Genomic DNA, 17,874 nt, shown 5'->3' with positions numbered 1-17,874 from the left:
CGAGGGAGCTTGTCGAATCGTCGCACCGTCCCGCTCGGCGGCGCAGCCGTCGCAAACCCTGCCAATGCGGTTTAACTGTTAATCCGCGATTGCAGGGTTTGGGGCCGCTTCGCTGCCCAGCGGGAGCAAGCTCCCTCGCCACAAAATCAAGTTCGCCTTGCCAGGGTTCTGATCAGGACTTCGGGGCTTTCTCGTACAGCGGCATGACTTTCGGAATCGCCGCCTGCAGCGAGGCGATTCGGCTGGTCGATGCCGGGTGAGTACTCATGAACTCCGGTGGCGAACCTTCTGACGCCTTGCTCATCTTGTTCCACAAGGTGATCGCGGCATTCGGATTGTACCCGGCACGAGCGGCCAGTTCGAGACCGATCAGGTCGGCTTCGTTTTCGTTGGCACGGCTGTTGGGCAAGGTCATGCCGTAGTTGGCCACGGTGTCGGCCAGCGCCAGACTGTCCTGACCCAGACCGAACAACGCACCGGCACCCTGCTTGGCCATTTCAATGCCATAAGCCTTGGACATCGCTTCACGACCGTGCTCGCGCAGGGCGTGGGCGATTTCATGGCCCATGACCGCAGCGATTTCATCGTCGGTCAGCTTCAGGCTGTCGATCAGTCCGGTGTAAAAAATGATCTTGCCGCCAGGCCCGCAGTTGGCGTTGAGCTCGTCGCTCTTGATCAGATTGACTTCCCACTGCCATTGCGCCGCATCCGGACGGAAGTTCGGTGCCTGGGCAATCAGCCGGTTGGCGATTGCCTGAACCCGCTTGGCCTCCGGGCTGGTCTTGTCCAGTACGCCTTTGCTCGACGCTTCGCCGACGGTCTTCTGATAGGACTGGGCATACATCTGGTCGACCTCTTGCGAGGACAGCATGCTGAACATGTACTGCTTGCGCTCCACCCCCACGGCTCCGCCGCTGGTGGTGTTGACCGACTGACAACCGGCCAGCAACAGTGCTGCGCTCAGTGCACTTACAACCAATGTCTTGTTCATTCAAAAGCTCCCTGAAAACCTGCCGCGTATCCTAGGCGGGTAATTGTATCGGCGCCAGATACAACAGACGTGTTGCAGGGTCTTTCGGAAATTTCCCACCGCTGCTGTCGTAAAAAATTCACAGCAACCGGCAAGCCTGCTGCCGCTGCGTCGCGCACCGATCCATTTGCGACATCCTCCGCCGTTTGTTTCGCTCAACGCTCATGGCGCCATGCCTGCTGCCGATACAACAGCGCAGACGTCCTCTTGCGTGCGGAGCTCCCATGAAGTTCAAGTCGATCCAGTTTTCCGTCGCCGCCCTGGCTGGCGCCATCGTCCTCAGCGTGGTCGCTGCGCTGGTGCTGTACGCGCTGTTCTCCGGCGCCCGCACCCAGGAAATGGTGCAACAGCGCACCCAGGCGCAGTTCGAGCAAGTCATCGAACAACGCCTGACCTCGCTGGCGCAGACCCAGGTCAGCCAGATCCAGCGCGAACTCGAAGCGCCGTTGCTGATTGCCGGCGGACTGGTGCGGGTCAACGCGCTGCTCGGCACACCGGGTGCCGATGGCCAGCCGCGACTGAGCATGAGCCGCGAGCAACTGATCAGCCTGATCAAGGAAAACGTCGAAAAGAATCCGAAGATTCTCGGCACCTACATCGGCTGGGAAAAAAACGCACTGGACCACAATGACGCGGCCTACATCGGCAGCGCCGTGATCGGTATCGATCCCGCCAACGGACGCTTCCTGCCGTGGTGGTTCCGCAATACCGACGGCAGTCTGGGCGTGGACAAACTGGCCGATGTCGACGATCAGAAAACCCTGTCCACCGGGGTGCGCGCCAGTGAGTACTACCTGTGCTCCAAGGAAACGAAAAAGCCCTGCGTGATCGATCCGGCGCCGTACAAGGTCGGCGACAAGATCGTGATGCTCGCCTCGTTCATTGAGCCGATCATGCTCAACGGCGCATTCCAGGGCATCGTCGGCGCCGACCTGTCGGTGAACTTCATTCAGGAAATGCTCCTCGGCGCCAACCAGAAGCTGTACGGCGGCGCCGGGCAAATGACCCTGATCGGCGGCAACGGCCGGATCGTCGCCTACACCAAGGACACCAGCAAATTCGGGGAAAAGGTCAGCGACATTCTCGACGCCGAGCAGATCGCCAACATGGCCAATCTCAAACGCGGCGAAGTCACCTACTCGGTCAACAAGGACAAGGGCCGCATCGAGCTGTACCTGCCGTTCGGCATCGGCCAGACCGACGCGCGCTGGACGCTGATGCTGCAACTGCCGTTGAACGCGGTGATGGCGGATCTGCAAAAACTTCAGGCCGACCTTGATGCGCAACGCAAGTCCGACACCTTCGGCATGGCCATGGTCGGCCTGATCATTGCCGCCATCGGTCTGCTGGTGATCTGGCTGGTGGGCCACGGCATCGCCCGACCGCTGAAGCAGATGGTCGCCATGCTCGATGACATTGCCAAAGGTGAGGGCGATCTGACCCGTCGCTTGAGCAGTGATCGCAGCGATGAACTGGGCTCGATTGCCAAGGGCTTCAACACCTTCCTCGCCAAGTTGCAGGCGATGATCACCCAGGTGGTGACGTCGGTGCAGAGCGTCAGCGATTCCTCGGAACACACTGCCGACATCGCGATTCGCACCAACATCGGCATTCAGAAACAAATGGCCGAGATCGATCAGGTTGCCACCGCCGTGCAGGAAATGACCGCCACTGCCCAGGACGTGGCGCGCAACGCCACCCAGGCGGCGCAAGCCGCCAGCCATGCGGATCAGGCCGCAGGCCAGGGCATGCAGATCGTTCGTGATACCTCGAATTCGATTGGCGTGCTGGCGGTGGAAATCGGCAAAGCGGTGGAGGTGGTGCAGACGCTGGCCAAGGACAGTGAAAACATCAACGCGATCCTCACCGCGATTCGCGGAATCGCCGAGCAGACCAACCTGCTGGCGCTGAACGCGGCGATCGAAGCGGCGCGGGCCGGCGAACAAGGTCGCGGCTTTGCGGTGGTGGCGGACGAGGTACGCAATCTGGCGCAGAAAACCCAGAAAGCCACCGAAGAAATCCAGAGCATGATCCAGCAACTGCAACAAGGCACCCGCGATGTGGTGCGGGTCATGGAAGACAGCCAGCACCGCACTGACGAAAGCGTGCAGCACGCGGCGAAAGCGGCCGAGGCGCTGGAGACGATTACCCAGGCAGTATCGGTGATCAACGACATGAACACGCAGATTGCCAGTGCGGCGGAAGAACAGAGTGCGGTGGCGGATGACATCAACCGCAACGTGATCAATATCGGCCAGGTGGCCAATGAAGTGGCTGGTGGTGCGGATGAGTCGAGTTCGGCCAGTGCCGGCCTGACTAAATTGGCGGAGCAGCAGCGGCGGCTGATCAATCAGTTCAAGGTTTAGAGCAAGATCAAAAGATCGCAGCCTGCGGCAGCTCCTGCACCGATCCTGTAGGAGCTGCCGCAGGCTGCGATCTTTTCGCTTTTCACATCAACCCGGGGTCAGACACTCCGGCCCATTGAGCTTCGGATCATTGACCAGATTCGCCAGCACCCGCTCGCGCAACCCCGCCGGCTCACTGGCGAGCAAGCCCTGCAGCACATGCAGCGGCGTCGCGGGATCGAGCCAGGCCGCCTGCCCCGCCTCATCGAGAATCAACGGTCGGCGCTGACTGGCCGCCGGTTGGGTGATCACCGCCGTACTCAGCCACACCTGCTCTTGCACCGGATAGGCCTCCCAGATCGCCGCGAAGAACAGCGACGAACCCTCCCCCGGCGTCAGCCAGTACGGGCGCTTGCGCAGGTTGCCGCGCCATTCGTAAAAACCGTTGGCCGGCAGCAGGCAGCGACGCAGGCGCAGCGCTTCGCGGAACATCGGTTGCTCGGCCACCGTTTCCGCCCGGGCATGCGCTGGTGTTTTCGACAGATCGGTCAGCCACGGCGGTGTCAGGCCCCAACGGGCGCGGGCCAGCGTGCGTTGGCCGTCGGCCTCGGCACGCAGCATCAACACCGAATCATTGGGGGAAATGTTCCACTGCGCCTGCTGATCGGCGGGAAATCCGGGCAGGGCCGCGAAGTCGCGGTTCCAGCGAAACAGGGCATAACGTCCACACATGGGGCAACACGACTCAGAAATAAAACGAACGTCAGCCTAACAGACCAGCGTCCCGGGGAAGCTCTCCGGTTCATCGCCTGGCAGCGGCAGCGCGGCATTGTACGCGGTGATCAGTTCGCGGGCGTATTCGGCCTGATCGTTATCGACCGACAGGCCGAGCAGGCCGAAGATCGGCAATTCACCGGTACCGCCGAGCAGATCCCGGCCCACCAGATGCGCCTCGATGCCTTCACTGGCGAGCATGCCCTTGAGCATCTCGCCTTCCATCAGGTTTTCCGGTTCGTAGATTCGCTGCATGAGCGCCCCTCATTCGTTTTCGCTGAACACTTCCAGAAACCAGTCCTTGCCATGCACCTGCAAGACAAACGTGATCGGTCGACAACACACCTGACAGTCCTCGATGTAGGTCTGATCGCCGCCAGACAGATCCACTGTCGTCTCGACCGTTTCCCCACAATAAGGACATTCGTATTCAGCGCTTTCCAGCATCGCGGTCTCCCAGGTGACTTGTGCGTATAATCGCCGGTCTATTTGCAGGGCTATTTTTGTCTGGCTACCTTTTCAGACCGTGCCCCGTTGGTTTTCGATCAAAACCTTTACTTACCCTAGCCGTTTCCAACAAGAGAGCATGATGGGCGAATTCGATGCCATCCGACCTTACGACGACAGCGAAGTACCTGCGGTACTGGCAAGACTGCTCGGCGACAAGGCGTTTCTAGATATCCTCACCCACTTCCGCTTCCCGCGTTTTGCCGGTGCCTTCGGCTGGATGCTCAAACCACTTATAGCCCATCGGCTGCGTCGTGAGTTTGCCGACGTGACCTCCGTGGCCACTTTGCAGGACAAAGTCGAGTTCTACGTCGACCACACCATCGAGCGCGCCACTGATGGCGTGACCTACACCGGTGTCGAGCAATTCAAGTCCGGCAGCGCCTACCTGTTCATCGCCAACCACCGCGACATCGTGATGGACCCGGCCTTCGTCAACTACGCGGTGTACCACGCCGGCCTGCCGACCCCGCGCATCGCGATCGGCGACAACTTGCTGCAGAAGCCTTTCGTCAGCGACCTGATGCGCCTGAACAAGAGCTTCATCGTGCACCGCTCGATCACCGGGCGTCGCGAGAAGATGGCGGCGTATCAATTACTGTCGGCGTACATCAACCACTCGATCCGCAACGATTGCGCCTCGATCTGGATCGCTCAGGCCGAGGGCCGGGCCAAGGACGGCGACGACCGTACCGAGTCGGCGATCCTCAAGATGTTCCACATGAGCCGCAAGGACGAACCGTTCGGCGAGGTCATCCAGTCGCTGAACCTGACCCCGGTGTCGATCAGCTACGAATACGACCCGTGCGACCAGGCCAAGGCCCGCGAGTTGTACATCCGCGCCACCACCGGCACCTACGCCAAGGCGCCAGGCGAGGATGACGTGAGCATCGCCAAGGGCATCACCGGCTACAAGGGCCGGGTGCACGTGAACTTTGCCGCGCCGATCACCGAGCTGTTCGAAGACACCAAGCAATTGGCGGTCGAAATGGACAAGCAGATTCTCGGCGGTTATCGCCTGTTCCCGGTGCATTACCTGGCGTATGCGATGTGGGCCGATGCCGATCCGCAACTGAACGTGCCGAAGGCAGCCGAGGTGTTCCCGGCCGACGAACTGGCCAAGGCGCAGGAAGAATGGCAGCGCCGCCTGGACGCCTGCCCTGAGGAGCACCGTCCGTATCTGGTGCTGCAATATGCGACGCCGGTGCGTAATCAGTACCGCGTGAAGGCTGGATTGCCGTTGTAACGGCAAGATCAAAAGATCGTCCGAACGCGGCCCGAACCTGCGGCAGCTCCTACAGGGGAATGATGTACACCCTGTAGGAGCTGCCGCAGGCTGCGATCTTTTGCTTTTAGAAGCGGGTGCTGATCCAGGAAACGATCAGGGCCAGACCAAGGCAGGCAAAACCGAAGCGGTAGAAAAAGCGGTTCATGCGCAACGTCGCCCAATCCAGAATCGGCTCGGCATTCGGTTGAGCCTGACGCTGCGCGGCGATGCTGGCCATCGCGCGCTGTTCACGGCGGCGGGTCGCGTGCAGCAACCAACTGCCCGGGAAGGCCAGGGCCAGCGCCAGCAGGTTGATCAATTTGGCGGGATGGGCGGTAAACAGCGTCATCAAGTGCAGCGACATCACAGACCTCGGAACTGAATCGGTGTGGCAGCCGCCGGATCGACGACCGCGGCGCGGATTCTACCGAAACACTCCGCCACTGCCCTACCCTTTGCGACAAATAACCTGACAATCGACCGATGGCTGTCCTGTGTCACGGCATCGTCATTTACATCGGCCACCATGCGCGCCTCGAAACACACATGGAACGCGACATGCTTCACGCCGAAAACCAGGATCGTCTGTACCTCATCACCCCGACCGACGAACAACAGAGCCTCGTCGGCAGCCTTGCCTTCAATGTTCAGGACCGCCACTGGCTGGTGTATTGCGCCCTCGGCGGGCATCAGCATGCGGATTTGCCGGAGACTGACCTGCTGACGGGCGTGAGCGTGCTCGACTTCTACTCCCAGGCCGCCTGACACCCGCCTGTCCCTGTGATAGGGGGCTTGCTCCCGAAGACTGAGTGTCAGTCGACTTCTGAGTTGACTGATCCACCGCTTTCGGGAGCAAGCCCCCTCCCACAGTTGTATGAGTATTCAGACAAATTGTGTGGCCACAAAAAAGCCCGGAGCCATCACTGGCGCCGGGCTTTTTCACATCAGCCGGACAGCTTACTCGGCGAGCACCTGACCCACGGTCGGGTCCTTGAACAGGCGAGTCAACGCGTCGCTCAACACGTCGCTGACCAGCTTGGTGTTGGTTTCCTGGTTCGGCGCCATGCCGAAGCGCTGGTCCAGCGAAGCGCCGTAACGGCCGCTGTAGCGACGGTTGCCGCTCTGCACGTCGGAGCGGAAGGTTGCGCCGATGGTGGCTTCGGTCACGTACATGCCTTCTTTCGGCGACTGGTACTTCAGCTCGGTCAGGGTCACGGTCAGCTGCGGCGCGGTCATCCCGTTGCTGGTCGGGGTGAAGCCAAGCAGACGCACGGCGGCTTCAGCCTGAGCCTGCAACTTGGGCAGGATCTGCTCGCGCTGCACGGTGATCGCGCTGGTTTCCGGGTACAGGCCGCCGCGGGTGCCGAGGGTTGGCGACGGACGACCGTCAACCACGCGTACCACCACTTGCTGGCCATGGCCGACCGGGGCCAACTGCGTGGTCAGCTTCGGTTCCGGGCTCAGTTGTTGCGGGCTGTGGGCGCAGCCAACCAGGGTCAAACTGGTCACAGTGATCAAACCGAACAACAGGCGTTGCAACATGCTCTTTTCTCCAGAATCAGGCACAAACAGGCCGGCAGTATAGCGGTGGGCCACTGCGGGTCACCAGCACCCGACAGTGAATACTCAAATGTCTGACCCGGCCGTGGGAATGCGGTTCCTGTCACAGATTATTCACCGCCCATACACGTTGGCGTCACGGCCGCCTGGCAACCTTCAAACCAGTCCCCAACAAGGTACTCGCCATGCGCTATCTGATCTCGTTGTTCGCCCCACGTCCGCTGCACCGCAGCTTTGCCCTGCTCGACCGCAACGGTCATTGCCAGGCATTCAAGCAGTGCAGCCTGCAACCGATGGGCGATGGCTGGGTGGAAATCGAAGAAATCCGTCTCAACTGGCTGCACCAGCCACTGCCCGCCAGCGCCCGCGTCATACCGTCGCAGCCCCGCGCACGCGTGCAAGCGATGTTGAGCATCTGACCGGATGCCTAATAAAAGTCATTAAACACGACCAACTGCCCGCATTTCTTCGATACAATCTCCCCCCGATTATAAGGACGTCTCCTGATCGGGCCCCGCAACACCGGCAATGCCCAGCATTAGCCATCAAAATCGCCCACAGAGAGCCGCCCACACAGATCGAGTGAAGTTGGCGCGCTTGCCTGTTCTTCCGGCAAAACCCCGCTTTTCGCGAATCTGCAGAGCTGTCATGACGCTCGGCCACCGCGTTGTTTTGCCTTTGCGGGCAAGGTGCCAGGCCTGGACAGCCCTTTTTGAGGTTCACGTCTTCAAAAGAGCGTGAAAAAAACGGGTTTTCACAACTTCACAAGAGTGTGGCGAGCAAATGAAAAGTTTTGCGTCTGAACATGCACCATTAGCGTCTGAAACAGCCCAACGACACAGGACCGGGGATACCTCGAACATCGGAGCCTGAAGCCTGTCCGCTACGGATTTGGTTGCACAAAACGGATTGTCTCGACCATAAGTCGAATTGCCAGCTGCGTGCTGAAATGAGTTCATGGAGCTCTTGAAAGCCAAGCCGCATACATCCGTCGAAGTTGCGAAAAATTGCGAAGATTCGGACATGGCGAACCTGACCATGGATAGCCTGGACATCACTGACCTGTCCCGGAACGCCTGGCAGCCATGCCGACAATTTGGTGCTGCAGATTTTGGAGACGCGTTAAATGGCGCATAACGAAGCAGTCGACGTAGTTCTGGTTGGGGCCGGCATCATGAGTGCCACCCTGGCAGTACTGCTCAAAGAGCTCGACCCGGCGATCAAGCTGGAAGTCGTCGAGCTGATGGATTCCGGTGCTGCGGAGAGTTCCAACCCGTGGAACAACGCCGGTACAGGCCACGCCGGCCTGTGCGAGCTGAACTACACGCCGCAAGCCGCTGATGGCAGCGTCGACATCAAGAAAGCCGTGCACATCAACACCCAGTTCGAAGTGTCCAAGCAGTTCTGGTCGTACCTGACCAAGAAAGGCACATTCGGCTCGTGCAAATCCTTCATCAGCCCGGTGCCGCACCTGAGCTTCGTCCAGGGCGACAGCGGCGTGTCCTTCCTCAAGTCACGCTTTAACGTACTGAGCAAGCATCACGCCTTCTCCGACATGGAGTACACCGAAGACAAGGCGAAGATGGCCGAGTGGATGCCGCTGATGATGCCGGGCCGTTCGCCGGACGAAGTCCTGGCCGCGACCCGCGTGATGAATGGCACCGACGTCAACTTCGGCGCCCTGACCAATCAGTTGCTCAAGCACCTGACGAGCGCACCGGACACCCAGGTCAAATACTGCAAGCGCGTCACCGGCCTCAAGCGTAACGGCGCCGGCTGGACCGTCAGCATCAAGGACGTCAACAGCGGCGCCAGCCGTGAAGTCGACGCCAAGTTCGTCTTCCTCGGCGCCGGCGGCGCGGCCCTGCCGCTGCTGCAGGCTTCGGGCATCGAAGAAAGCAAAGGCTTCGGCGGCTTCCCGATCAGTGGCCAGTGGCTGCGTTGCGACAACCCGGAAGTGGTCAAGCACCACCAGGCCAAGGTCTACAGCCAGGCAGCAGTGGGTTCGCCACCGATGTCCGTGCCGCACCTGGACACCCGTGTAGTCGACGGCAAGAAATCCCTGCTGTTCGGGCCATACGCCGGTTTCACCACCAAGTTCCTCAAGCACGGTTCCTTCATGGACCTGCCGCTGTCGGTGCGCGCCGGCAACATCGGGCCGATGCTGGCGGTGGCGAAAAACAACATGGACCTGACCAAGTACCTGGTCAGCGAAGTGATGCAATCGATGGAGCAGCGCCTGGATTCCCTGCGCCGTTTCTACCCGGAGGCGAAAGCCGAAGACTGGCGTCTGGAAGTGGCCGGTCAGCGGGTACAGATCATCAAGAAAGACCCGAAAAAAGGCGGCATCCTGCAATTCGGTACCGAACTGGTCGCGGCGAAAGACGGCTCCCTCGCCGCCCTGCTCGGCGCTTCCCCAGGTGCGTCGGTGACCGTTTCGATCATGCTGGAACTGATCGAGAAATGCTTCCCGGCCAAGGCCAAGGGTGAGTGGGCGGCCAAACTGGCGGAGATCTTCCCGGCCCGCGAGAAGGTTCTGGAAACCGATGCTGCGCTGTATCGCAAGATCAACACGCAGAACAACATCGCGCTGGAACTGGTTGAAGAAAGCAGCGAGACCCCAAGCTTCGCTTGATCTTGCGGCATAAAAAACGCCCCGTACTCATTGAGTGCGGGGCGTTTTTTTATGGCCAGTATTTGAAACACTGACCTCTGTGGCGAGGGAGCTTGCTCCCGCTTGAGTGCGCAGCGCTCACAAGAGTTTGGGGCCGCTGCGCAGCCCGGCGGGAGCAAGCTCCCTCGCCACAGGGATGGTGTTAGGCGCGAGCTTTTTCGATCAGTTCGATGTAGTCCGGAGCGTTGCGCTGATCGGCGATCAGGTCAACGAAGGTCTTGCCGTGCTCATCCTTGCCATCCACGTCGTAACCGGCCGCGACGAAGAACGTCAGGAAGCGCTCGAAATCGTCGATGCGCAGGCCACGGTAGGCCTTGATCAGTTTGTGCAGCGACGGCGAAGTGGCGTCGACCGGTTCAAAATCGAGGAACAGCTTGATCTGCTCATCGCCAATCTCGTCACCAATCACCTGTTTCTTATCTTTACGCATTGCCGACTCCAGCTCGCAGACATTACACGGGGCGGGCAGTTTACCCCTGCCCTGCCACCAGGCTCAACGCGAACGAACGGCTCCGGTGTGCAGATCGGCCCAGATGTGTCCGTTGGCGTAACTGAGGAACTGCACATACACGGTGTCGTTGCGCAGCAGATCGATCACCACCCGGTATTGGGCCAGCGGATAAAACAGGGTCAGTGTTTTGCTCTTGTCGTCATAAACCGGTTTTTTCAGGCTTTTGCTTTCGCCATCGAAATTGACCAGCACCTGAGTGATGGTCGCTCCTTTGTTCAACGACTTGCCCTTGAGGCGGATCATCAACGCAGAAGTCACCGGAATCGGCTGCTGGTTGGACTGGCGTTGTGCGCCGACCACCACCGAATAATCGGTGACCTGCAGCAGTTGTTGCTGCTCGGGTTCGGCATCGCGCAGGGTCAGGTCGTCCGGCGGCAGAAATTGACTGTGCATCGGCGCCGGAGCGGCGGCCAGGGGCAGGCTGAGGGTCAGCAACAGGGCGGCAAGGCTGCGCAACAGAAGGCTCATGACAGGCTCCGGGGGGCGGGGCCGAGCACTCTAGCCGGGTTTCACGCAGTCCTGCAAAGCAAAAAAGGCGCAGGTCGCGTTGTCAGCAACCTGCACCTTTTTTGATCCAGCCCCGGATCAATCGAACTGTGCGCGCATCCAGGCCTGGTATTCGGCCACACCGGGCGCGCCTTCTCGCGGGGCCCAGTGAGCAAGTTCGCCCTCTCCGACTGGACGATAAGGGCCGGCCTTGCACTCGAACATCAGACTGTCGGCTTCCAGAACCACCAGGCCATGGAAGATGCCCGTCGGCAGATCCACACCGACACACTCGCCACCGGCCTGAAGAATCTGTTTTTTCACCACGACACCGGTTTCGTCAAAAATCAGCAGCCCCAGTCGCCCCTTGAGCACCAGCAATGTTTCCGCCTTGTTCTCACCCAAATGCCGGTGCGGAGGAATATAAGTGCTCGGTTGCAGGCCCACCGCCATGCGATGACAGGCCTCTTCCATCTGGTGAAAATTGTGGTGCTGGCGCCCACGGGGACTGGCCGCAGCTTTCTCGGCCAATTCAGCGAATAGCGTTTGATCAAGAAAGCCCGGTGTGTTCATTGATTACATTCCCTTAACAGCAAAGATCCCGTTGGCGTTGCGCCAGTAGCCTTTGTAGTCCATGCCGTAACCGAAGATGTAGCGGTCAATGCACGGCAGGCCGACGAAATCGGCTTTCAGGTCAGGACGCGCCTTGCGGTCGTGATCCTTGTCGATCAGCACGGCGGTGTGCACTTTGCGCGCGCCGGCGTGTTTGCAGAAGTCGATGATCGCGCCCAGGGTGTGACCTTCGTCGAGGATATCGTCGATGATCAGTACGTCGCGGTCGATGAACGAGACTTCCGGCTTGGCTTTCCAGAACAGGTCGCCGCCGCTGGTTTCGTTGCGATAACGGGTCGCGTGCAGGTAGGACGCTTCCAGCGGGAATTGCAGGTGAGTCAGCAGTTTTCCGGAGAAGATCAGGCCGCCGTTCATCACGCAGAACACCACCGGGTTGCTATCGGCCAGTTGTTCGTTGATTTGTGCACCGACGCGGGCGATGGCCGCCTCGACTTCAGCTTCGGTGTACAGGCAGTCAGCCTCTCGCATGATTTGACGGATATGCTCGAGATCAGCGGACATGGCGCTCTCCAGGGGGGATGTTTTCGGAAAAGCGGGCAAAGGTACGCATCCCGTGAGGTCGAATCAAGCCTTAATGGACTAACGTACTCAATGTCCTATAGGACATCACCCTCGGATAGATTAATCTAGGCCGGTTTTTTTGCCCGCCGCCGGAGTTTTTCCATGCCCATCCTCGAGATCCGCCACCCGCTGATCCGCCATAAACTCGGCCTGATGCGCCGCGCCGATATCAGCACCAAGAATTTCCGTGAGCTTGCTCAGGAAGTCGGCGCCCTGTTGACCTATGAAGCTACAAAAGATTTGCCGCTCGAATCCTACGATATCGCAGGTTGGTGCGGCACTGTGTCGGTGGAGAAAATCGCCGGCAAGAAGATCACCGTCGTGCCGATCCTGCGCGCCGGCATCGGCATGCTCGAAGGCGTGCTGAGCCTGATCCCGGGTGCCAAGGTTTCCGCCGTGGGCGTTGCCCGCAATGAAGAAACCCTGCAAGCACACACTTATCTGGAAAAACTGGTTCCGGAAATCGACGAACGGCTGGCGATGATCATCGACCCGATGCTCGCCACCGGCAGCTCCATGGTCGCGACCATCGACCTGCTGAAGAAAGCCGGCTGCAAAGACATCCGTGCGATGGTGCTGGTTGCCGCGCCGGAAGGCATTGCCGCTGTGGAACAGGCTCACCCGGACGTGACCATCTACACCGCTTCCATCGATGAACGTCTGAACGAACACGGTTACATCATCCCAGGGCTTGGCGATGCCGGTGACAAGATCTTCGGTACCAAGCAGAAGGACGCGTGAGCATGCAGCAAGAGTTCAACGATCCGCTCTGGCGCACGGTGCTGTCCGGCGCCCAGATGCTGTTCGTGGCTTTCGGCGCCCTGGTGCTGATGCCGCTGATCACCGGCCTTGACCCAAACGTGGCACTGTTCACTGCGGGTCTGGGGACGATTCTGTTCCAGATCGTCACCGGGCGTCAGGTGCCGGTGTTCCTCGCGTCGAGCTTTGCCTTCATCACCCCGATCATTCTCGCCAAGGGCCAGTTCGGCCTCGCCGCGACCATGGGCGGCGTGATGGCGGCCGGTTTCGTCTACACCTTCCTCGGCCTGGCCGTGAAGATCAAAGGCACCGGTTTCATCGACCGGCTGCTGCCGCCGGTGGTGATTGGTCCGGTGATCATCTCGATCGGTCTGGCCATGGCGCCGATTGCCGCGAACATGGCGATGGGCAAGGCTGGGGATGGTACCGAGCTGATCCACTACCAGACCGCGATGATGATCTCGATGCCGGCGCTGCTGACCACGTTGATCGTGGCGGTGTTCGGTAAAGGCATCTTCCGTCTGGTGCCGATCATTTCCGGGGTGCTGGTCGGTTTTGCCATGTCGTTCTATTTCGGCGTGGTCGATACCGCGAAGATTGCGGCGGCGCCATGGTTCGCCCTGCCGCATTTCACCGCGCCGGAGTTCAACTGGCAGGCGATCCTGTTCATCGTTCCCGTGGCGCTGGCTCCGGCCATTGAGCACATCGGTGGCGTGATCGCAGTCGGCAGCGTGACCGGTCGTGACTACCTGAAAAAGCCTGGCCTGCATCGCACCCTGCTCGGTGACGGCATCGCCACCACCGCTGCCGGTCTGTTTGGCGGCCCGCCGAACACCACCTACGCCGAAGTGACCGGCGCGGTGATGCTGACCAAGAACTACAACCCGAAAATCATGACCTGGGCGGCGATCTTCGCCATCACCCTGGCGTTCATCGGCAAGTTCGGCGCGCTGCTGCAAAGCATTCCGGTGCCGGTGATGGGCGGGATTCTGTGCCTGCTGTTCGGCTCGATCGCGGCAGTGGGGATGAACACTTTGATCCGTCACAAGATCGACCTCGGCGAAGCGCGCAATCTGGTGATCGTTTCGGTGACTCTGGTGTTCGGTATCGGCGGTGTGCTGGTCGGCACCGGTACTGGCCCGGACGACTTCGGCCTCAAAGGCATCGCGCTGTGCGCGGTGGTGGCGATTGCGCTGAACCTGATTCTGCCGGGCAATGATGGCTGGAAGAACAAGAAGGCGGATGAGCCGCTGATCTAAGGGTCTGGATGCTTGTTGTCTGACAGATAGCTTTCGCGAGCAAGCCCGCTCCCACAGGGGATCTTCAGCGCACCGAAGATCAAATGTGGGAGCGGGCTTGCTCGCGAAGCTTTTGGCTTTAAAGCGCCAGCGGCGCTCGTTCACACAGGGTTGCCAACGCCTTCGCCCATTGCGGGTCGTCATTCAGGCACGGCACCAGCACCAGCTCCTCGCCCCCCGCTTCGCGGAACTGGTCCTTGCCGCGATCACCGATCTCTTCCAGCGTCTCGATGCAATCGGCGACAAACGCCGGGCACATCACCAGAATCTTCTTCACCCCGCTTTGCGCCAACTCGTCCAGCCGCGCTTCGGTGTAAGGTTCGATCCACTTGGCTCGCCCCAGCCGCGACTGAAACGACACCGACCATTTGCCATCGGCAATGCCCGCGCGCTTGGCAAACTCGGAGGCGGTGCGCATGCACTGGGCGCGGTAACAGGTGGCCAGGACTGCCGGCGAAGCGTTCTTGCAGCAATCCTCGTTTTTCAAGCAGTGATTGCCGGTCGGATCGAGCTTGGTCAGGTGCCGCTCCGGCAAGCCATGGAAGCTCAGCAGCAAGTGATCGTAGTCCTGCTGCAAATGCGGGGTGGCGCTGGCGACCAGCGCGTCGATATATTCCGGTTGGTCGTAAAACGGTTGCAGCACTGAAAGCTGCACGTCAAGTTTGTTCTCGCGTATCACCCGCTTGGCTTCTTCGATCACCGTGGTGGTGGTGCTGTCGGCGAACTGTGGATAAAGCGGCGCCAGCGTGATGCGCTTTTGCCCCGCAGCCACCAGTTGCAACAATTTGGTTTCAATCGAAGGCTCGCCGTAACGCATGGCCAGTTCCACCGGGCCGTGGGTCCACTGGGTGGTCATCTGCTGCTGCAGACGACGGCTGAGCACTACCAGCGGCGAGCCCTCCTCCCACCAGATCGAAGCGTAGGCATGGGCCGATTGCTCGGGGCGCTTGATCAGGATCAGCGACACCAACAGCCGCCGCACCGGCCACGGCAGGTCGATCACGTACGGATCCATCAGAAATTGATTGAGGTAGCTGCGCACATCGGCCACCGAGGTGGAGGCCGGGGAACCCAGGTTGACCAGAAGCAAGGCGTGATCGGTCATGCATCGTCCTATTTCAAAGGCGGCCGGAGAGATCATCCAGAGCCGCGCGCAAATCCGTGAACTGGAAAGTGAAACCCGCTTCCAGCAAGCGTGCCGGCACGGCCCGTTGGCCGCCCAGCAACAGCAATGACATTTCGCCAAGCCCGACCTTCAGCGCCAGGGCCGGCATCGGCATGAACGCCGGACGGTGCAGCACGCTGCCCAGCGTCTTGGCAAACTCGCGATTGCGCACCGGTTTCGGTGCGCACGCATTATAAGGACCACTCGCCTGATCGCGGTGCAGAAGAAAATCAATCAGGGCGATTTGATCATCAATATGAATCCACGGCATCCACTGCCGGCCATTGCCCAAAGGCCCGCCCAGCCCGAGTTTGAACGGCAGCAACAGCCGCGACAAAAAGCCGCCCTCGGCCGACAGCACCAGCCCGGTACGCACCAGCACCACGCGGACGCCCAACGCTTCGGCGCGCTGGGCGGTTTCCTCCCAGGCAATGCACAACTGGCTGGCGAAATCGTCGATCACTGGCGGCGACTCTTCTGTCAGCTCGCGTTCACCGCCGTCGCCATACCAGCCGACAGCAGAACCGGAGATCAGCAACGCCGGTTTCTGCTGACGTGTTTCCAGCCAGGCCAGCAGGGTTTCGGTGAGGGTGATGCGGCTGCTCCACAACAACGCCTTGCGCCGATGGGTCCATGGCCGATCCGCGATCGGTGCACCGGCCAGATTGACCACCGCGTCCAGCGGCTGGTTGCCGAAGTCTTCCAGACGCGCAATCGCGCGCACCTGCGCGCCACAGATTTTCGCGACCTTTTCCGGACGTCGACTCCATACCGTCAATTGATGGCCCTGCCCCGACCAGTGTCGGCAGAGCTGACGGCCTATCAAACCAGTACCGCCGGTCAGCAATATGTGCATGACATCTTCCTCGCGTGGCGTTTTACCCGGATCACTAGTCTATTTTTATAAGCAGGGATCTTTTCTATCGGGCAGGCTCTATTGTTTAACCATAGGCCAAGCTGTCAGAACGAGAACGCTAGAAGTTATACCAAAAAACAAAATTGTACAGGTTTCATTCACGGCGTAGTCTGTACAGAAAGGTAAACGAGGCCCCTATGACTGTACCTATCGCAATCATCGGCACCGGCATCGCCGGACTCTCCGCCGCCCAGGCGCTCACAGAGACCGGACACACCGTCCAGCTCTTCGACAAAAGCCGCGGCAGTGGCGGACGCATGTCGAGCAAACGCAGCGACGCCGGTTCTCTGGACATGGGCGCGCAATACTTCACCGCCCGCGACCGGCGTTTCGTCACCGAGGTGCAACGCTGGCAAAACCTGGGCTGGGTCGCCGAATGGACGCCGCAGCTCTACACCTTTCACGGCGGGCAACTGAACCTGTCGCCGGACGAGCAGACCCGTTGGGTCGGCACGCCACGCATGAGTGCGATCACCCGGGGCTTGCTCGACGGTCTGGAAGTGCACTTCGCCTGCCGCATCACCGAGGTGTTTCGCGGGGAAGAGCACTGGCACCTGCAGGACGCCGAAGGCTTCACTCATGGTCCCTTCAGCCATGTGGTGATCGCCACCCCGGCGCCGCAAGCCACCGCACTGCTGGCTGCCGCACCAAAACTCGCTGGCGCCGCCGCCGGGGTAAAAATGGACCCGACCTGGGCCGTCGCCCTCGCCTTCGATACGCCACTGGATACACCGATCGAAGGTTGCTTCGTGCAGGACAGCCCCATCGACTGGCTGGCGCGCAACCGCAGCAAACCGGGGCGCGACACCACGTGCGACACCTGGGTGCTACACGCCAGCAGCGCCTGGAGCCGGCAACACATTGACCTGTCCAAGGAAGCCGTCATCGAGCAACTGCACGGTGCTTTCGCCGAACTGCTGCACAGCGCCATGCCCGCACCGACTTTCAGCCTCGCCCATCGCTGGCTCTACGCACGCCCTGCTAGCGGCCACGAATGGGGCACGCTGGCCGATGCCGATCTGGGCTTGTACGCCTGCGGCGACTGGTGCCTGTCGGGGCGCGTCGAAGGCGCCTGGCTCAGTGGCCAGGAAGCTGCACGCCGCTTGCACGAACACCTGCAATGAATCGCATCAATCCGCAAAAGCTGCTGCTGTCGAAGTGGACAGCAGCTCACCCGCAAAACCGCGAAAAGCATTTTCTGGTGACCGAACTGTTCCGTGATGAGGAAGGCACGGTGCTGGAGATCGAGTTGCAGGCGGTGTTGACCAAGCGCGCAGAACGCCTCGACTGGCAGACGTTGAAGAACAACGATCACTGGTTACTGGGCTGGCAATAAAGATCCTGTAGGAGTGAGCCTGCTCGCGATGGCGTCGCATCATTCAACATCA

At 60.4% G+C, this 17,874-nt stretch carries 21 protein-coding genes and 1 pseudogene; 10 read left to right on the top strand and 12 right to left on the bottom strand.

Going from position 1 to position 17,874, the window contains the following annotated elements; all coding sequences use genetic code 11:
- Window positions 1–172 precede the first annotated feature (172 nt).
- The gene (locus CKW11_RS05915) at window positions 173–991 is read right to left on the bottom strand and encodes a M48 family metallopeptidase (RefSeq protein WP_095136832.1); all 819 of its coding nucleotides are present in this window, start codon (window positions 989–991) and stop codon (window positions 173–175) included.
- A 203-nt stretch (window positions 992–1,194) separates the two neighbouring features.
- Here CKW11_RS05915 and CKW11_RS29030 point away from each other — a divergent pair.
- Both CKW11_RS29030 and CKW11_RS29025 read left to right on the top strand, forming a co-directional pair.
- Window positions 1,195–2,541, top strand: a pseudogene (locus CKW11_RS29030) (HAMP domain-containing protein); the annotation flags it as partial.
- A 12-nt stretch (window positions 2,542–2,553) separates the two neighbouring features.
- Window positions 2,554–3,396 carry a methyl-accepting chemotaxis protein gene (locus CKW11_RS29025; RefSeq protein ID WP_371917864.1) on the top strand — a complete coding sequence of 281 codons (843 nt, stop codon included), beginning with the start codon at window positions 2,554–2,556 and terminating at the stop codon, window positions 3,394–3,396.
- A gap of 87 nt (window positions 3,397–3,483) precedes the next feature.
- Here the strand turns inward: CKW11_RS29025 and CKW11_RS05905 are convergent, their stop codons facing one another.
- From CKW11_RS05905 to CKW11_RS05895, 3 genes are read right to left on the bottom strand one after another with little or no spacing between them, the layout of a single operon-like run.
- Window positions 3,484–4,107, bottom strand: coding sequence for an SOS response-associated peptidase (locus tag CKW11_RS05905; RefSeq protein WP_095136830.1), 624 nt, complete (start codon window positions 4,105–4,107; stop codon window positions 3,484–3,486).
- 36 nt (window positions 4,108–4,143) lie between these two features.
- Window positions 4,144–4,404 carry a putative signal transducing protein gene (locus CKW11_RS05900; protein ID WP_025109321.1) on the bottom strand — a complete coding sequence of 87 codons (261 nt, stop codon included), beginning with the start codon at window positions 4,402–4,404 and terminating at the stop codon, window positions 4,144–4,146.
- 9 nt (window positions 4,405–4,413) lie between these two features.
- A complete protein-coding gene (locus CKW11_RS05895) occupies window positions 4,414–4,596 on the bottom strand; it encodes a CPXCG motif-containing cysteine-rich protein (protein WP_095136829.1) in 183 nt (60 codons plus the stop codon).
- A 142-nt stretch (window positions 4,597–4,738) separates the two neighbouring features.
- On the opposite strand from CKW11_RS05895, the gene CKW11_RS05890 reads away from it, so the two are divergent.
- Entirely contained in the window at window positions 4,739–5,902 is a 1,164-nt protein-coding gene (locus CKW11_RS05890) for a 1-acyl-sn-glycerol-3-phosphate acyltransferase (protein WP_177439983.1), read from the top strand.
- A gap of 106 nt (window positions 5,903–6,008) precedes the next feature.
- Here CKW11_RS05890 and CKW11_RS05885 read toward each other — a convergent pair whose 3' ends face one another.
- Window positions 6,009–6,287, bottom strand: coding sequence for a hypothetical protein (locus CKW11_RS05885; protein WP_007967709.1), 279 nt, complete (start codon window positions 6,285–6,287; stop codon window positions 6,009–6,011).
- A 194-nt stretch (window positions 6,288–6,481) separates the two neighbouring features.
- On the opposite strand from CKW11_RS05885, the gene CKW11_RS05880 reads away from it, so the two are divergent.
- Window positions 6,482–6,688, top strand: a complete 207-nt coding sequence (locus CKW11_RS05880) for a hypothetical protein (protein WP_027612213.1) — start codon at window positions 6,482–6,484, stop codon at window positions 6,686–6,688.
- A 192-nt stretch (window positions 6,689–6,880) separates the two neighbouring features.
- On the opposite strand, the gene CKW11_RS05875 is transcribed toward CKW11_RS05880, so the two are convergent.
- The gene (locus CKW11_RS05875) at window positions 6,881–7,465 is read right to left on the bottom strand and encodes a YajG family lipoprotein (protein WP_095136827.1); all 585 of its coding nucleotides are present in this window, start codon (window positions 7,463–7,465) and stop codon (window positions 6,881–6,883) included.
- A 203-nt stretch (window positions 7,466–7,668) separates the two neighbouring features.
- On the opposite strand from CKW11_RS05875, the gene CKW11_RS05870 reads away from it, so the two are divergent.
- The gene (locus CKW11_RS05870; RefSeq protein WP_003228102.1) at window positions 7,669–7,902 is read left to right on the top strand and encodes a hypothetical protein; all 234 of its coding nucleotides are present in this window, start codon (window positions 7,669–7,671) and stop codon (window positions 7,900–7,902) included.
- Window positions 7,903–8,609: 707 nt separating this feature from the next.
- On the top strand, window positions 8,610–10,118 hold the full coding sequence (gene mqo / locus CKW11_RS05860) for a malate dehydrogenase (quinone) (RefSeq protein ID WP_095136826.1): 1,509 nt from the start codon (window positions 8,610–8,612) through the stop codon (window positions 10,116–10,118).
- Window positions 10,119–10,299: 181 nt separating this feature from the next.
- Here the strand turns inward: mqo and CKW11_RS05855 are convergent, their stop codons facing one another.
- The 4 genes from CKW11_RS05855 to CKW11_RS05840 all read right to left on the bottom strand — a co-directional run bounded on the left by CKW11_RS05855 (window position 10,300) and on the right by CKW11_RS05840 (window position 12,288).
- Window positions 10,300–10,587 (bottom strand): PA4642 family protein, encoded by a 288-nt coding sequence (locus CKW11_RS05855; RefSeq protein ID WP_095136825.1) that lies wholly within the window; start codon window positions 10,585–10,587, stop codon window positions 10,300–10,302.
- 63 nt (window positions 10,588–10,650) lie between these two features.
- On the bottom strand, window positions 10,651–11,136 hold the full coding sequence (locus tag CKW11_RS05850) for a hypothetical protein (protein ID WP_095136824.1): 486 nt from the start codon (window positions 11,134–11,136) through the stop codon (window positions 10,651–10,653).
- 117 nt (window positions 11,137–11,253) lie between these two features.
- A complete protein-coding gene (locus tag CKW11_RS05845; protein ID WP_095136823.1) occupies window positions 11,254–11,727 on the bottom strand; it encodes a WbuC family cupin fold metalloprotein in 474 nt (157 codons plus the stop codon).
- 3 nt (window positions 11,728–11,730) lie between these two features.
- Window positions 11,731–12,288 carry a hypoxanthine-guanine phosphoribosyltransferase gene (locus CKW11_RS05840; RefSeq protein WP_008086142.1) on the bottom strand — a complete coding sequence of 186 codons (558 nt, stop codon included), beginning with the start codon at window positions 12,286–12,288 and terminating at the stop codon, window positions 11,731–11,733.
- A 162-nt stretch (window positions 12,289–12,450) separates the two neighbouring features.
- Between CKW11_RS05840 and upp the strand changes: the two genes are divergently transcribed.
- Complete coding sequence (gene upp / locus CKW11_RS05835; RefSeq protein WP_003228118.1) at window positions 12,451–13,089, top strand: uracil phosphoribosyltransferase; 639 nt, start codon at window positions 12,451–12,453, stop codon at window positions 13,087–13,089.
- 2 nt (window positions 13,090–13,091) lie between these two features.
- Window positions 13,092–14,366, top strand: coding sequence for a uracil-xanthine permease family protein (locus tag CKW11_RS05830; protein ID WP_027612217.1), 1,275 nt, complete (start codon window positions 13,092–13,094; stop codon window positions 14,364–14,366).
- Between the two features lie 118 nt (window positions 14,367–14,484).
- Here the strand turns inward: CKW11_RS05830 and hemH are convergent, their stop codons facing one another.
- Together hemH and CKW11_RS05820 are read right to left on the bottom strand one after the other, a co-directional pair.
- On the bottom strand, window positions 14,485–15,510 hold the full coding sequence (gene hemH / locus CKW11_RS05825; protein ID WP_095136822.1) for a ferrochelatase: 1,026 nt from the start codon (window positions 15,508–15,510) through the stop codon (window positions 14,485–14,487).
- 13 nt (window positions 15,511–15,523) lie between these two features.
- Entirely contained in the window at window positions 15,524–16,426 is a 903-nt protein-coding gene (locus tag CKW11_RS05820; RefSeq protein WP_095136821.1) for a TIGR01777 family oxidoreductase, read from the bottom strand.
- Between the two features lie 197 nt (window positions 16,427–16,623).
- Here CKW11_RS05820 and CKW11_RS05815 point away from each other — a divergent pair, with 197 nt between their 5' ends.
- Complete coding sequence (locus CKW11_RS05815) at window positions 16,624–17,610, top strand: NAD(P)/FAD-dependent oxidoreductase (RefSeq protein ID WP_095136820.1); 987 nt, start codon at window positions 16,624–16,626, stop codon at window positions 17,608–17,610.
- Window positions 17,607–17,822 carry a TIGR02450 family Trp-rich protein gene (locus CKW11_RS05810; protein WP_027612220.1) on the top strand — a complete coding sequence of 72 codons (216 nt, stop codon included), beginning with the start codon at window positions 17,607–17,609 and terminating at the stop codon, window positions 17,820–17,822. The genes CKW11_RS05815 and CKW11_RS05810 overlap by 4 nt, the downstream gene beginning before the upstream one ends.
- Window positions 17,823–17,874: the final 52 nt, after the last annotated feature.

It is taken from the genome of Pseudomonas sp. Irchel s3a10, assembly GCF_900187525.1.
GTDB lineage: Bacteria > Pseudomonadota > Gammaproteobacteria > Pseudomonadales > Pseudomonadaceae > Aquipseudomonas > Aquipseudomonas koreensis_G.
This window is presented reverse-complemented; position numbering and strand designations above follow the sequence as displayed.

What these genes read in the sequence shown, in the direction of transcription:
- upp (WP_003228118.1), top strand. Translation starts at nt 12,451, where the DNA reads ATGCCCATCCTCGAGATCCGCCACCCGCTGATCCGCCATAAACTCGGC.
- hemH (WP_095136822.1), bottom strand. Translation starts at nt 15,510, where the DNA reads ATGACCGATCACGCCTTGCTTCTGGTCAACCTGGGTTCCCCGGCCTCC.
- CKW11_RS05880 (WP_027612213.1), top strand. Translation starts at nt 6,482, where the DNA reads ATGCTTCACGCCGAAAACCAGGATCGTCTGTACCTCATCACCCCGACC.
- CKW11_RS05820 (WP_095136821.1), bottom strand. Translation starts at nt 16,426, where the DNA reads ATGCACATATTGCTGACCGGCGGTACTGGTTTGATAGGCCGTCAGCTC.
- CKW11_RS05845 (WP_095136823.1), bottom strand. Translation starts at nt 11,727, where the DNA reads ATGAACACACCGGGCTTTCTTGATCAAACGCTATTCGCTGAATTGGCC.
- CKW11_RS05830 (WP_027612217.1), top strand. Translation starts at nt 13,092, where the DNA reads ATGCAGCAAGAGTTCAACGATCCGCTCTGGCGCACGGTGCTGTCCGGC.
- CKW11_RS05915 (WP_095136832.1), bottom strand. Translation starts at nt 991, where the DNA reads ATGAACAAGACATTGGTTGTAAGTGCACTGAGCGCAGCACTGTTGCTG.
- CKW11_RS05890 (WP_177439983.1), top strand. Translation starts at nt 4,739, where the DNA reads ATGGGCGAATTCGATGCCATCCGACCTTACGACGACAGCGAAGTACCT.
- mqo (WP_095136826.1), top strand. Translation starts at nt 8,610, where the DNA reads ATGGCGCATAACGAAGCAGTCGACGTAGTTCTGGTTGGGGCCGGCATC.
- CKW11_RS05810 (WP_027612220.1), top strand. Translation starts at nt 17,607, where the DNA reads ATGAATCGCATCAATCCGCAAAAGCTGCTGCTGTCGAAGTGGACAGCA.
- CKW11_RS05885 (WP_007967709.1), bottom strand. Translation starts at nt 6,287, where the DNA reads ATGTCGCTGCACTTGATGACGCTGTTTACCGCCCATCCCGCCAAATTG.
- CKW11_RS05815 (WP_095136820.1), top strand. Translation starts at nt 16,624, where the DNA reads ATGACTGTACCTATCGCAATCATCGGCACCGGCATCGCCGGACTCTCC.
- CKW11_RS05895 (WP_095136829.1), bottom strand. Translation starts at nt 4,596, where the DNA reads ATGCTGGAAAGCGCTGAATACGAATGTCCTTATTGTGGGGAAACGGTC.
- CKW11_RS05900 (WP_025109321.1), bottom strand. Translation starts at nt 4,404, where the DNA reads ATGCAGCGAATCTACGAACCGGAAAACCTGATGGAAGGCGAGATGCTC.
- CKW11_RS05855 (WP_095136825.1), bottom strand. Translation starts at nt 10,587, where the DNA reads ATGCGTAAAGATAAGAAACAGGTGATTGGTGACGAGATTGGCGATGAG.
- CKW11_RS05850 (WP_095136824.1), bottom strand. Translation starts at nt 11,136, where the DNA reads ATGAGCCTTCTGTTGCGCAGCCTTGCCGCCCTGTTGCTGACCCTCAGC.
- CKW11_RS05875 (WP_095136827.1), bottom strand. Translation starts at nt 7,465, where the DNA reads ATGTTGCAACGCCTGTTGTTCGGTTTGATCACTGTGACCAGTTTGACC.
- CKW11_RS29025 (WP_371917864.1), top strand. Translation starts at nt 2,554, where the DNA reads ATGATCACCCAGGTGGTGACGTCGGTGCAGAGCGTCAGCGATTCCTCG.
- CKW11_RS05905 (WP_095136830.1), bottom strand. Translation starts at nt 4,107, where the DNA reads ATGTGTGGACGTTATGCCCTGTTTCGCTGGAACCGCGACTTCGCGGCC.
- CKW11_RS05840 (WP_008086142.1), bottom strand. Translation starts at nt 12,288, where the DNA reads ATGTCCGCTGATCTCGAGCATATCCGTCAAATCATGCGAGAGGCTGAC.
- CKW11_RS05870 (WP_003228102.1), top strand. Translation starts at nt 7,669, where the DNA reads ATGCGCTATCTGATCTCGTTGTTCGCCCCACGTCCGCTGCACCGCAGC.